General features: G+C 72.8%; 13 protein-coding genes. 5 read left to right on the plus strand and 8 right to left on the minus strand.

Annotation, left to right across the window (positions count from 1 at the left end):
* Position 1: 1 nt before the first annotated feature.
* On the minus strand, positions 2–1,270 hold the full coding sequence (locus AIIKEEIJ_RS27190) for an MFS transporter (protein WP_161996945.1): 1,269 nt from the start codon (positions 1,268–1,270) through the stop codon (positions 2–4).
* Positions 1,267–1,920: a pyridoxamine 5'-phosphate oxidase gene (gene pdxH, locus AIIKEEIJ_RS27195; RefSeq protein WP_029541828.1), complete on the minus strand. Its 654-nt coding sequence runs from the start codon at positions 1,918–1,920 to the stop codon at positions 1,267–1,269. Before pdxH ends, AIIKEEIJ_RS27190 begins: the two co-directional genes overlap by 4 nt.
* Before the next feature lie 245 nt (positions 1,921–2,165).
* Here pdxH and AIIKEEIJ_RS27200 point away from each other — a divergent pair, with 245 nt between their 5' ends.
* The 4 genes from AIIKEEIJ_RS27200 (at position 2,166) to AIIKEEIJ_RS27215 (ending at position 6,427) form a co-directional block, all read left to right on the plus strand.
* Entirely contained in the window at positions 2,166–3,293 is a 1,128-nt protein-coding gene (locus AIIKEEIJ_RS27200; RefSeq protein WP_006936122.1) for a citrate synthase 2, read from the plus strand.
* A gap of 115 nt (positions 3,294–3,408) precedes the next feature.
* Positions 3,409–4,530, plus strand: a complete 1,122-nt coding sequence (serC, locus tag AIIKEEIJ_RS27205; protein WP_029541824.1) for a phosphoserine transaminase — start codon at positions 3,409–3,411, stop codon at positions 4,528–4,530.
* Positions 4,531–4,774: 244 nt separating this feature from the next.
* Positions 4,775–5,662 carry a septation protein SepH gene (gene sepH / locus AIIKEEIJ_RS27210; protein WP_174824772.1) on the plus strand — a complete coding sequence of 296 codons (888 nt, stop codon included), beginning with the start codon at positions 4,775–4,777 and terminating at the stop codon, positions 5,660–5,662.
* A 15-nt stretch (positions 5,663–5,677) separates the two neighbouring features.
* Complete coding sequence (locus tag AIIKEEIJ_RS27215) at positions 5,678–6,427, plus strand: DUF6928 family protein (RefSeq protein WP_161996946.1); 750 nt, start codon at positions 5,678–5,680, stop codon at positions 6,425–6,427.
* Between the two features lie 41 nt (positions 6,428–6,468).
* On the opposite strand, the gene AIIKEEIJ_RS27220 is transcribed toward AIIKEEIJ_RS27215, so the two are convergent.
* From AIIKEEIJ_RS27220 to AIIKEEIJ_RS27235, 4 genes are all read right to left on the minus strand, one after another.
* On the minus strand, positions 6,469–6,750 hold the full coding sequence (locus AIIKEEIJ_RS27220) for a DUF2537 domain-containing protein (protein WP_065922937.1): 282 nt from the start codon (positions 6,748–6,750) through the stop codon (positions 6,469–6,471).
* Positions 6,747–7,553 carry a TrmH family RNA methyltransferase gene (locus AIIKEEIJ_RS27225; RefSeq protein WP_006936134.1) on the minus strand — a complete coding sequence of 269 codons (807 nt, stop codon included), beginning with the start codon at positions 7,551–7,553 and terminating at the stop codon, positions 6,747–6,749. Before AIIKEEIJ_RS27225 ends, AIIKEEIJ_RS27220 begins: the two co-directional genes overlap by 4 nt.
* 105 nt (positions 7,554–7,658) lie before the next feature.
* The gene (locus tag AIIKEEIJ_RS27230) at positions 7,659–8,090 is read right to left on the minus strand and encodes a MarR family winged helix-turn-helix transcriptional regulator (protein WP_029541818.1); all 432 of its coding nucleotides are present in this window, start codon (positions 8,088–8,090) and stop codon (positions 7,659–7,661) included.
* Between the two features lie 43 nt (positions 8,091–8,133).
* The gene (locus AIIKEEIJ_RS27235) at positions 8,134–9,618 is read right to left on the minus strand and encodes an NCS2 family permease (protein ID WP_006936143.1); all 1,485 of its coding nucleotides are present in this window, start codon (positions 9,616–9,618) and stop codon (positions 8,134–8,136) included.
* Positions 9,619–9,693: 75 nt separating this feature from the next.
* Between AIIKEEIJ_RS27235 and AIIKEEIJ_RS27240 the strand changes: the two genes are divergently transcribed.
* Positions 9,694–9,942: a DUF2530 domain-containing protein gene (locus tag AIIKEEIJ_RS27240; protein ID WP_006936145.1), complete on the plus strand. Its 249-nt coding sequence runs from the start codon at positions 9,694–9,696 to the stop codon at positions 9,940–9,942.
* Between the two features lie 37 nt (positions 9,943–9,979).
* Here AIIKEEIJ_RS27240 and AIIKEEIJ_RS27245 read toward each other — a convergent pair whose 3' ends face one another.
* Together AIIKEEIJ_RS27245 and AIIKEEIJ_RS27250 are read right to left on the minus strand one after the other, a co-directional pair.
* Positions 9,980–10,519, minus strand: coding sequence for a phosphatase PAP2 family protein (locus AIIKEEIJ_RS27245; RefSeq protein ID WP_202917664.1), 540 nt, complete (start codon positions 10,517–10,519; stop codon positions 9,980–9,982).
* Positions 10,516–12,945: an ATP-binding protein gene (locus AIIKEEIJ_RS27250; RefSeq protein WP_338021020.1), complete on the minus strand. Its 2,430-nt coding sequence runs from the start codon at positions 12,943–12,945 to the stop codon at positions 10,516–10,518. The genes AIIKEEIJ_RS27245 and AIIKEEIJ_RS27250 overlap by 4 nt, the downstream gene beginning before the upstream one ends.
* Between the last annotated feature and the right edge of the window lie 88 nt (positions 12,946–13,033).

Genomic DNA, 13,033 nt, shown 5'->3' on the forward strand with positions numbered 1-13,033 from the left:
ATCAGCGGATCGTGCGGTCGACCCGGTACCGCACGAACGCGGGGAAGGCGAGCACGCACACCAGCACACCGACCACGACGAGCACTCCCCCGCCCGCCGCGGCGATCGCGGTGCCCACCAGCGCGGCCGCGCCGCCGTGCAGGACGTCACCGATGCGGGGTCCGCCGGCGACGACGACGATGAACACGCCCTGCAGCCGGCCGCGCATCTCGTCGGTGGCGACGGACTGCAGCATCGTCGAGCGGAACGCCGCCGAGACCATGTCGACCGCGCCGCCGAAAGCCAGGAACGCCAGCGCGATCCACAGGCACACCGCGGTGCCGCCCGGTTCGGCCGCGCCCACCGCGACGCCAAAGCCGATCATCGCCAGGCCCCAGGCGACGATGCACACGATCACCGCCAGGCCCTGCCGGCGCACCCGCGGCAACCACCCCGAGAACACGCCGCCGAGCACCGCGCCGACCGACATCGCCGCGAACAGCAGGCCGAGCGCGAGCCCGCCCTGCGCGGGATCCCCGAACGAATCGTGGGCGATCTGCGGGAACAGTGCCCGCGGCATGCCGAACACCATCGCGACGATGTCGACGACGAACGAGGCGAGCAGGATCTTCTGTGTGGACAGGTAGCGGAACCCGTCGAGCACCTCGCGCAGGCCCGCCCGCCGGGCCTGCCCGGTCGGCGGGATCGGCGGCAGCGCGAGCACCGCCCACAGCGTCGCGAGCAGCGCGACGGTGTCGATCAGGTACAGGGTGGGCAGGCCGAGCACGGGGATCAGGGCGCCCGCGAGCAGCGGCCCGGCGATGGCGCCGAACTGCATCACCGTCATGTTCAACGAATTGGCCGCCGCCAGTTGGCCCTTCGGGATGAGTCGCGGGATCACGGCGCCGCGCGTCGGCTGGTTGACCGCGAAGCAGGCCTGCTGCAGCGACAGCAGCACCAGCACCAGCCACACGTTCCCGAGGCCCGCGGCGGCCTGCGCCCACAGCAGCAGCGACGTCACCCCCATGCCCACGGTGGTGAGCGTGAGCAACCGGCGCCGGTCCATCACGTCGGCCAGGGCCCCGCCCCACAGCCCGAACACCACGAGCGGCACGAGGGCGAACACGCCGGTCAGGCCCACGTACGCGGAGTTGCGGGTGATCTCGTAGATCTGTTGCGGCACGGCGACCACGCTGAGCTGGGCACCGATGACCGTGACGATGCCGGCGGTCCACAACCGGCGGTAGTCGCGATTCTCGAGCGGTGTGGTGTCGGCGAGCAGTCGCCTCACGGCTGCAGACGCTCGGTGATCCACCGCCCGTCGACCAGCCGGGTCCGGACCCGGTTGTGCAGGCGGTTGGGGCGGCCCTGCCAGAACTCGGCCGACTCGGGACGGATCCGCAGCCCACCCCAGTGCGGCGGCACCGGGATCTCGGCGTCCATGCCGTAGCGCTCCGCGACCTCGATGAGGGCGTGCTCGAGCGCGGCCCGCGACTCGATCGGCCGGGACTGCTGCGACGCCCACGCGCCGAGTCGGGAGCCGCGGGGCCGGGAGTGCCAGTACTCGGTGGTCTCGTGCTCGCCGACCCGCTCGACGGGTCCGCGCACGGTGACCTGGCGGAAGATCGGGATCCAGGTGAACGTGGCCGACGCGTAGGGCGTCGCGGCGAGCTGCCGGCCCTTGTCGGAGTCGTAGTTGGTGAAGAAGGTGACCCCGTCCGCGTCGACGCCCTTGCACAGCACGGTGCGGGTGACGGGCCGCCCGTGCTCGTCGACGGTGCCGAGCACCATCGCGTTCGGCTCGGGCAGCCCGGCCGCGGCGGCGTCGACGAGCCAGCGGCGCAGCAGCGGCAGCCACCCGTCGGCGAGCCACTCGGGCTCGAGATCCTCGTCGGCGGCGGAGGCGCCCTGCGGGCCGGCGGGGGTGTAGTCGACACGCATCGAGGCCAGGTCGGCGTGCTCGGCCGCACCCGGAGGCAGTCCCTCGGCGCTCTCGGCGCCGGGCTGTGGATCGGTGGACACGATGCTCGACGCTACTCCTGGGTATCCCATCGCTGAGCGTCCAGTCCGGGGGACTACAGTCGCACCGACGAACGGAGTGGGGCGCCGATCACATCCGCCGAGTCCCGCTTCACCGGCAGTGCTGCCCGGACCGGGTTGCACCGAACGAGGAGAGCCCAACCGTCATGGCATCGCGCGCGTCTGTACCCGAGGATTTCGTCGCCGGCCTCGAAGGCGTGGTCGCCTTCACCAGTGATATCGCCGAACCCGACAAGGACGGCGGTTCGCTGCGCTACCGCGGCGTCGACATCGAGGACCTCGTCACGCGCGGGGTGACGTTCGGGGACGTGTGGGCGCTGCTGGTCGACGGGAAGTTCGGCCAGGGCCTGCCCCCGGCCGAGCCGTTCCCGCTGCCGATCCACACCGGCGACGTCCGCGTCGACGTCCAGGCCGGCCTGGCGATGCTCGCCCCGATCTGGGGCTTCGAGCCGCTCCTCGACATCGACGACGCCACCGCCCGCGAGAATCTCGCCCGCGCCGCCGTGATGGCACTGTCCTACGTCGCGCAGTCCGCGCGCGGCATCTACCAGCCCGCCGTGCCGCAGAAGCGCATCGACGAGGCCGCGACCGTCACCGAGCGGTTCATGGTGCGGTGGAAGGGTGAGCCCGACCCGGCGCACGTCGCCGCGATCGACGCGTACTGGGTCTCGGCGGCCGAGCACGGCATGAACGCCTCCACCTTCACCGCCCGCGTCATCGCCTCCACCGGCGCCGACGTCGCCGCCGCGCTGTCCGGTGCGGTCGGCGCGATGTCCGGCCCGCTGCACGGCGGCGCCCCCGCCCGCGTGCTGCCGATGATCGAGGAGACCGAGCGCACCGGCGATGCCCGCGCGCTGGTCAAGGGCATCCTCGACCGCAAGGACAAGCTGATGGGCTTCGGCCACCGCGTCTACCGCGCCGAGGACCCGCGGGCGCGGGTGCTGCGCGACACCGCCAAGCGGCTGAACGCCCCGCGCTACGAGGTCGCCGCGGCGCTCGAACAGGCCGCCCTCGCCGAGCTGCGCGAGCGTCGCCCCGATCGTGCCATCGAGACCAACGTCGAGTTCTGGGCCGCGGTGATCCTCGACTTCGCCGAGGTCCCGGCCGCGATGATGCCGGCGATGTTCACTTGCGGCCGCACCGCCGGCTGGTGCGCGCACATCCTCGAGCAGAAGCGCCTGGGCAAGCTGGTGCGCCCGGCCGCGATCTACACCGGCCCGGACCCGCGCAGCCCCGAGAGCGTCGAGGGCTGGGACTCCATCACCCACAACTGACCCGCCGAGCCGGGCGGACGGCCCCTGCGCCGGGCGCCCGTCCGTCCGGCCGCCCGACGGGGGCCGTCTAGACTACCGGTGCACTCGTTCCTCGACGTTTAGGACACGCATACCGATGGCTGACGCTACACCGATCATTCCCGCCGACCTCAAGCCCGCAGACGGCCGCTTCGGCTGCGGCCCCTCCAAGGTTCGCCCCGAGCAGCTGCAGTCCCTGGTCGAGGTCGGTGCCTCGGTGTTCGGTACCAGCCACCGGCAGAAGCCCGTCAAGGACGTCGTCGCCCGCATCCGCTCGGGTCTGCGCGAGCTGTTCTCCCTGCCCGACGGTTACGAGGTGGTGCTGGGCAACGGCGGCACCACCGCGTTCTGGGACGCGGCCGCGTTCGGCCTGATCCGCGAGAAGTCGCAGCACTTCACCTACGGCGAGTTCTCGTCGAAATTCGCCACGGTCGCCAAGAAGAACCCGTTGATCGGTGACCCGATCGTCGTGGACAGCGCGCCGGGCACCGCACCGGAGATCGTCGCCGACGGCTCGGCCGACCTCATCGGCTGGGCCCACAACGAGACCTCGACCGGTGTCGCGGTGCCCGTCACCCGCCCGGCCGGCTCCGGGAACGCCCTCATCGCCATCGACGCGACGTCCGGTGCCGGCGGTCTGCCCGTCGCCGCGGAGGACTTCGACGTCTACTACTTCGCGCCGCAGAAGTGCTTCGCCGCCGACGGCGGCCTGTGGATCGCGCTGATGAGCCCGGCCGCGCTCGAGCGGGTGGACGAGATCAAGGCCTCGGGCCGCTTCACCCCCGAGTTCCTGTCGCTGCCGATCGCCGTCGACAACAGCACCAAGGATCAGACGTACAACACCCCGGCGGTGGGCACGCTGCTGCTGCTGGCCGACCAGATCGAATGGATGAACGGCAACGGCGGCCTGGAGTGGACCACCGCCCGCACCAAGGACTCGTCGTCGCGGCTGTACGAGTGGGCCGAGGCCTCCGAGTACGCCACCCCGTTCGTCGCCGATCCGGCGCTGCGCTCGCAGGTGGTCGGCACCGTCGACTTCGCCGACTCGGTGGACGCCGCGAAGGTCGCAAAGATCCTGCGCGCCAACGGGATCGTCGACACCGAGCCGTACCGCAAGCTGGGCCGCAACCAGCTGCGCATCGGCATGTTCCCGGCCATCGACCCCGAGGACGTCACCCAGCTGACCAAGTGCGTCGACTGGGTGGTCTCGCAGATGTAGGGCGGTAGCGCAACCGTTCGGGGCGGGGTCGGATCCGGGTCGGGTCCGGCCCCGCTCGCCGTCTCGCGCGCCCCCAAACTCTCGACGAGTAGTAGAGACTTTCGGGGGAACCTTGGACAATAGCGCCACGTCGACGGATTCGTGCCACAGGGTCCCCCGGCGTGTCGGCGTGTCCTGCTCCGCAGGGGTCACGAGTCCGTTACAGTCGGGCGGGTCAATCGCGATTCCCCGCGAGGAGGTCATGGTGCGAGAGCTTCGAGTGGTCGGCCTCGAGCCCGACGGAACGCACGTCGTGCTTGCCGATCCCGAAAACGGCGACAGATTCCGCATCCCGATCGACGACACGCTCCGCGCCGCCTCCCGCGGTGACCTCGCCCGCCTCGGGCAGATCCAGATCGAGACCACCAGCCAGCTGCGCCCCCGCGAGATCCAGGCCCGCATCCGCTCCGGCGCGTCCGTCGAGCAGGTCGCCGAGGAGGCCGGGATCCCGCTCGCGAAGGTGGAGCGGTTCGCCTACCCGGTGCTGCTCGAACGCTCCCGCGCGGCCGAGATGGCCCAGCAGGGACATCCGGTGCGCCCGGACGGCCCGGCCGTGCACACCCTCGCCGAGATCGTCGCCCAGGCGTTCCGGGCGCGAGGGCACAGCATCGACGCCGCCACGTGGGACGCGTGGCGCGACGACGAGGGCCACTGGGTGGCCCAGCTGCAGTGGGCCGCCGGCCGGTCCACCAACACCGCGCACTGGCGCTACCAGCCCGATGCGCACGGCGGCACGATCCTCCCGCTCGACGACACCGCCACCGAGCTGATCGACCCGGACTGCGGGCGGCCGCTGCGCTGCCTCACGCCGGTGTATACGGCGCGCGACGTCGACGACAGCGGAGACAACGACGGGCCCGACCGGGAGGACGTCGTCGCCGAGGCGATCACCCTCGATCCGCCACCCGCGGTGATCGACGCGGAGGTCGAGGAGGTCCGGCCCATGGCGGCGGGCCTGCCCGAGCCCGACGCGGAGGAGGACCGGCCGAAGCTGGCGCCGCAGCAGAGCCCGGGCAAGGACAAGCGGGGCAAGCCCGCCCTCCCCTCGTGGGACGACGTGCTGCTCGGCGTGCGCAGCAACGGGCGCGTCTGAGGTTCGGGCCCACCGATGGTGGCGGCGGCCGTGTCGACCATCTGGTACGTCGACGCCCCCGACCCCGGTGCGGTGCTACGCGCCGCGCGGGCCGACCGGAAGACGGCCCACGCACTCGTCGGGCGGCTGCACCCCGGGATGTCGTCCGAGCCGCTGGATCGGGTGCCGCTCGCGCAGGCCGCGGCCGGTGACCCCGGCCGGGTCTACGTGGGCAGCTTCCCCGGGGTGACGGTGGTGTGCAGCCCGGACCTCGCGGCCACGCGTCCGTCGCAGCTACCCGAAAGCTGGAGGCGCACCGTCGCTTCCGAGAACACCTACCTCGTCGTGTCGGACCCCACCGGGGCCCGCGGCGCCGTCGGGGCCTGGCGGCGCGGCATGCTGCGACGGGCGTTCGACGCCACGCCCGTCGACATCGCCGAGGACGACGGCCTGCCGTTCGTGTGGGAGCGGCCGTTCTGGGGTGGGGAGTTCCCCATCCGCTGGCCGCTGGACGTGCTGCCCGATCCGCAGGCGCTGCCGTTCCACCCCCGCCGGTTCGCCGAGGCCGCCAACGCCGCGTGGCTCGGGTTCCGCTACACGGGCCGCGCCGGCGGCGAGCTCGACCCCCACGAGATCGAGGTGTGGGGCTTCGAGGTGTACCGCGAGGGCGAGCGACCGCCCACCGCACGCGACGAGCCGGGCCGCCCGCCCGCGCGACGGTGGTGGTGGCCGCGACGAACCTCCGCACGCGGTCGCGCGCTGTCCGGTCACCCGCACGCCGAATAGCCGGCGGGTCCGTCCGGTGTCGTGCGCGGCTGCGGAGCCGCTCAGAACGTCGTCACGCCGAGCAGCACGATCCAGCCGACCGGAACTCCGGCCGCGACACCTGCGACGATCCACCGCCACAGCGGCACCCGCCGCCACCACCACAGGGTCGGGGCGATCCCGGCCGCGGCGACGAGGTTGACGATCACCGCGAGCAGGGGGTGCACGCGCCCGAGCTCGAGCCCGAACGCGACGATCGTGACGACGGTGACGACGAGGGCGAAGCCCGTCAGCGTCAGCCCCGTCGACCACGGCGTCGACGGGGCGCGCAGGGGTGCGATCACCGCGGGAGCCGTACCCGCTCGTAGAACGCCATCGCCGCGGCCGTGGCGACGTTGAGCGAGTCGGTGCCCGGCGCCATCGGAATGCGTGCCCGCACGTCCGTCGCGCGCATCGCGTGCTCGGTCAGCCCCGGGCCCTCGGCGCCGAGGAGCAGGGCGACCTTCTCCCCCGTCATGGCCTCGGCCAGCGGCACGGCCTCGGGATTCGGCGTGAGCGAGATGAGCTGGAAGTCCCGCGCCCGCAACCGGTCCAGGTCGTACGGCCACCGCTCGACGTGGGCGAACGGAACCCGCAGCACGTGCCCCATCGATACCCGCACCGCCCGCCGGTACAGCGGGTCGGCGCAGCCCTTGCCGAACAGGACGGCATCGACGCCCAGGCCGGCGGCGTTGCGGAACATCGAGCCGAGGTTCTCGTGGTCGTTCACGCCCTCGAGCACCGCGACGGTGGTGGCCTTCTCGAGGACGTCGTCGAGGTCGAGCGCCGGCGGCCGGTGCGCCGCGGCGAGTACCCCGCGGTTGAGATGGAAGCCGACGACCTCGGCCATCACCTCGGCCGAGGTGCGGTAGAACGGCACGTCGACGTCGCGCAGGTCGTCGGCGAGTTCACCGAGACGGCGATCCACCCCGAGCAGGCCGCCCGGCGCGAACCGCGAATCGAGCATCCGCTGCACGACGAGCACGCCCTCCGCGATCACCAGGCCCTTGCCCGCGGGCAGGTCCGGCCGGCGATCCGACGAGTTGAGGTCTCGGAAGTCGTCCAGCCGGGGGTCGGCGGGATCCTCGATGTCGATGACGTGAACCACGCCGTCGATTCTCCCAGGTCGCACCGGAGTCTCGTCGGCGGGTTCTCGCTCCGTGCTACCCCGTGCCGTCCGGGCGCAGACTCGGCCCTACGGGCCCGGACCGGCTCACTCCGCCTCGCTGACCAGCTTGTTGATGATGCCCACGGCGTCCTGCAACGTGGCGAGGTGGTCCTCGTCCAGCGTGGCCAGCCGTTCGGTCAGCCACGCCTCGCGGGCCTGCTGCTCGTCGACCAGCAGTGCCAGGCCCGCATCTGAGAGCGAGACGATGACCTGCCGGCCGTCCGTGGGATGCGGAGTCCGCTCGACGAGCCCGAGCTCGTCGAGCGATGCGATCACCCGCGTCATGGACGGCGGCTGAACCTTCTCGCGCGCGGCCAGCGCGCCGGGGGTCATCGCTCCCTCCTGCCTCAGCGTGGTCATTGCCGACAGCTGAGTCAGGGAAACCCGGGAATCGGAGCGCCGCCCCCGCAAATGGCGCGTCAGGCGCACAACTGCCAACGAGAGGTCGCCGGCGAGCGTGCGATGTTCCGATGTCATGGCGTGCACAATACGGGACCGACCGGACACATCGCGCCGTGTGTCAGGTGAGCAGTTCGGTGATCGGGTCCACCGCGAAGTAGGCGACGAACAAGCCCGCCACCACCCACAGCAGCGGGTGCACCGCCCGCGCCTTCCCGGCCGCCGCGTGCAGGACCACCCACGTGATGAAGCCGACGCCGATCCCGTTGGCGATCGAGTACGTGAACGGCATGACGACGATCGTGAGGAACGCCGGCAACGCGACGGCGAACTGCGTGAAGTCGATGTCGCGGACCTGCCCGATCATCAGGGCACCTACCACCACGAGGGCCGGGGCGGCGGCCTCGACGGGCACCATCTCGTAGAGCGGGGTGAGGAACATCGCGGCGAGGAACAGCACGCCGGTCACCACGTTCGCCAGGCCGGTGCGCGCACCCTCGGCGATGCCGGAGGCGGACTCGACGAACACCGTGTTCGACGACGCGGATCCCACGCCGCCGGCGATGGCCCCGGTGCCCTCGACGACGAGGGCACGGCCGATACCGGGCAGGTTGCCGTCCTTGTCGGCGAGACCGGCCTCCTTACCGAGACCGGTCATCGTGCCCATCGCGTCGAAGAAGTTGGCGAGGACGAGGGTGAACACGAGCAGCGTCGCGGCGATCACGCCGATCCGGGTGAACGCGCCGAAGAGGTCGACGTTGCCCACCAGGCTCAGATCCGGCACGCCGGCCACCGTGTCCGGCACCTCCGGCGTGCTCAGATTCCAGCCCTTCGGGTTGGTGCCCTGCGACGGCCCGACCCCGGCGACCGCCTCGACGATCGCGGCGACCACCGTGGTCACGACGATGCCGATCAGCAGCCCGCCGGGCACCCGGCGCACGATGAGCACACCCATGAGCAGCACACCGAACACGAACACGGCGGTCGGCCACGACGCGATCGAGCCGTCGATGCCCAGCCCGACGGGAACGGTGGTGCCGGCCGCGTCCGGCAGGCGGCGCACGAATCCGGCGTCGACCATGCCGATCAGGGCGATGAACGCGCCGATGCCGGCCGCGATGGCCGCCTTCAGCTCGGGCGGGATCGCGTTGAACACGGCGGTGCGGAAGCCGGTGAGGGCGAGGACCACGATGATGATGCCGTCGATCACCACGAGGCCCATCGCTTCGGGCCAGGTGACCTGGGGTGCGATGGTGACCGCCAGCAGGGTGTTGATACCCAGGCCGGCCGCGATGGCGAACGGATAGTTGGCGACGACGCCGAAGACGATGCTCATCAGTCCGGCCACCAGCGCGGTGACGGCGGCGACCTGGTTGATGGGCAGAATGTTGCCGAGCACGTCGACCTTGGCCGAGGCGTCGTCCGGGGAGAAGCTGCCCAGGATCAGCGGATTGAGCACCACGATGTAGGCCATCGCGACGAACGTGACGACGCCGCCGCGCACCTCCCGCGAGACCGTCGATCCCCGTTCGGTGATCTTGAAGTAGGTGTCGAGGAACGAGGTGCCGACCGCCGTGCCGGACTTCCGCTCTGAGGATTGGGCCATATCGACTTCCGCTCTGGGATGGGGGCTGCGTCGCAACGGGAGATTATTGCAATCGGGCTGGACTAGCCTGAAATCGTGAACGACGCGCAAACGGTTGCCGAGCGGACACGGCGCCTCGCCGATCCCCGTCCCGCGCTGGCGATCGGCACGGCACTGTGGACGGTGGCGACGATCGTCGTACTTGCCACGGGCGACCGGTGGCCGGCCGCCCTGCCCGTGTGCGTAGCGGGAATCATCGTGGGGCTCTTGGGATTCGCCGTCTACCTCGTGCAGCGCCGGGCCGCCCGGCTGGGTCGGCGCGGCGCGCAGGTCGGACTGGACTGACGAGCGGGTCCCACGCCGCCCGGCCCCACGGCCGCGGTCACAGCCGGGCCCGCACCCGCGTGATCAACCCCACCCACAGCAGCGCCCACAACGACCCCAGCAGCCACCCGGCGACGACGTCGGTCAGCCAGTGGGCCGCGAGATAGACCCGCGAGAGCCCGACCGCGAGCGTGTAGGCGCCCAGGGCGCAGTACGCCACGAGCGCCCGGCGGCTGCCGGACGGCGACTGCCGGGCGATCACGACGGCGAGCACCGTCGCCAGCATCGCGGTCATCATGGCGTGGCCGGACGGGAACGAGTGGGTGGGCAGCTCGACGAGGCGCGCGGGCTGCGGCGGGCGCTCCCGCCCGAACTGCAGCTTGAGCAGGCTCATCAGCGGCCAGCCCGTCAGGATCGTCGCGGACAGGAGCAGCGCATCGTCGCGACGGCCCGCGCGCAGCATGAGCATTGTCAGCGCCGTCGTGACCACGGCGACGGCGACGGTACCGCCGGTGTGGGTGACGGCGGTGACGACGGCGGTCAGCGCGGGTTCGCGGAGCTCCACCACGCCGTCGAGGGTCGTCGTGTCGATGCTCATCGTGGCGCCGATGGCGAGAGCGCCGCGACGGCGGCGGCCAGTCCCGGGCCGGTGCAGTGCGTCGTACCGCTCTCGTCGACCCACCACGAGACGTCGCGCTCGCCGGTGACCGCGCCGGAGCAGCGCACGGTCAGTCGCTCGTGCACGACGAGGGGTCCGCGCGGCAACGGCCGCTGCGCGACGGCCGCCGCGAGCACCGCGGCGGGCTCGTTCCGCCATCCGGTCGCGCGGCCCGGGCCGGACACGCGCCCGGACACCTCGGCCGAGGCGAGGGCGACGTCGAGGAGGTCGGCGAGGACCGCTGCGGTCGGCAGGGCGCCGAGCACGAGCCGGTCGGCGGGCACCACGGCGGCGAGCCACGGCCGGTCCAGCACCAGCGCGTCCGCCGCGTCGACGATCGACCCGGCGAGGCTGCGGACGGCGTCGGGCAGGTGCAGGGCGTCGAGGTCGAGCATGCCGCCGGCACTCGCCGCGGCCAGGGCGGCGTGGGCGCGGGCGGTGACGGCCGGGGCGGGGGTGCGGTCGGGATCGGCGAGGCGGTCGAGAAGCAGCGCGGCCGTCTCCGTGCTCTCGACGCCCGTCGCGGACAGGCACGGCCGCAGACGGTCCGCGTCCGGGTGCGGGCAGGGGTCGAGCAGACCGGCGAATGCCTCGTCGTCGGGGGCGCGCAGGTGCCCGAGGGTCCGGCCGCCCAGCGACGCGTAGGTGCGCAGCCACCAGGCGGTGTAGCCGTGCCGGTCGCCGAGGGCCGCAGCCGTGCCGGGTTCGGCGACGAGGAGCGACAGGGCCCGATCCCAGCGGGCGTCGTCGACGAGGTCGAGGTCGCGCACCGCCACGAGCGACTCGGGGTCCTCGTCGAGGGTTCCCCACCACTGCTCCTCGTCGGGCAGGTCGTGATCGGGACCGGTGGGCAGCTCGGCACGCAGCACCGTGAAACCCCATCCGACGCCGACGGCCCGCAGCGCCTCGGCGTCGTACTGCTCCGCCACCTGCGGATCGAGGATGGCGAAGGGCGCGTCCTCGACCAGCACATCCGCGAGGGGCGCCCCCGGCAGCAACAGCTCGTCGGCGGGCACGAGTTCGCCGTCGGCATCGGGCAGGAGCAGCGCCCCCAGCTCCCGGGGCACCGCTTCGGCCGGTACCTGCGCCGCCAGCCGGAGCACGACCTCGGCGAGCTCGGCCGTCGCCTCGTGGTCGTCGACGTCGACGTCCTCGACCGCCGCGAGCAGCGCCGGGTCCGCGAGCAGATCCACCGCCGTGACCGTGCCGGCGCCGAGCCGGGTGAGCAGGGGATGCGCGGCGTCGGGGTGCACGAGGCGCACCCACGGCATGCGCAGATGCCCGACGTCCGTGCCCAGCACGGCGGTCCGCGGCCCGGTGACGGTGCGGCCGTCCGACAGCGGCACCGGGATCGCGGCGAGTTCCTCGGCCACCACCGAGTCGACGACCAGCGGGGTGAGCGCCTCGTACAGCCGATACCACCACGCAGGCTCGCGCTCGACCCCGGCGAGCAGCTCGGCGATCCGCGCCGGCCCGAGGCGGTGCACGTCGACGGCGCCGAGCGCCGCAGCGTACCGCGGCCCGCACAGATCGGGCCGGATCAGGCCGGGCACGACGTCGGCGAGGACGGCGGCGAGCTCGTCGGTGAGACCGGTCAGCGCGGTGGCCCGGTCCGGGACCAGATCGTCGCCACCGCCGGCCGGGGGCAGCCACGGATACGCGCGCAACTCCTGCAGCACGGCCTCACGCAGCAGCGCGTCGACCTCGCTGCGCGCGAAGCCGGGAACCGGAACCATCGCCGGCCGCTGCCGCGGCGGCAGCGCCGCGACGAAGCCGGCGTAGCCGCGCGCGAGGCCGGCCACCGGGGCGCCGGGGAGCAGGCGGCGCCGGTCGGGCTGCATCGGCACGTCGGCGATCACCAGCGCGGGCAACGAGAGTTCCTCGTCGGAGCGGGTGGGAGCCCGCAGCACGTCCTGCGGCACCGGCACCGCCACCCCGTCCACGACGGGAACGAGCCAGCGGGCGTGGGGCCCGGCGTACTCCCACCAGGTCCGCTCGCCGACGGCGACGACGCGCAGTCCGGACTCGGCCTCGGTGCAGGTGCGGGTGAGCTCGCGGCCGCCCACCGTGACGGCGGCCAGTGCGGGCAGCTCGAGGAGCAGGTCGACGGCCTCCGCGGCGAACCCGTCGAGCAGCGTCTCCGCGTCGATCCCGGGACGCAGCCGCAGCACCACCTCGGTGTCCCAACCGGGCGCCGGCGGCATGGACGCGGGCCACGCGAGACGCAGCACCGGGATGCCGGACTCCGGGGCGGGCACGCCGCGGTGGGCCAGCGCGTCCCGGGTGTGCGCGGCGGAGAAGCGGATCGAGCCGGACCGCGAACGGATCTCGATGTCCCCGACGCGGCTGCGGGAGGATGCCGCCACCGAGGCCGATCTCGTCCGGGCCGGCTACCGGGACCGGGTGCTCACCGAACTCGCGCAGAACGCCGCCGACGCGGCCGCGCGCGCGGGC

The sequence above is a fragment of the Rhodococcus sp. YH1 genome (assembly GCF_009939605.1).
GTDB lineage: Bacteria > Actinomycetota > Actinomycetes > Mycobacteriales > Mycobacteriaceae > Rhodococcus > Rhodococcus aetherivorans.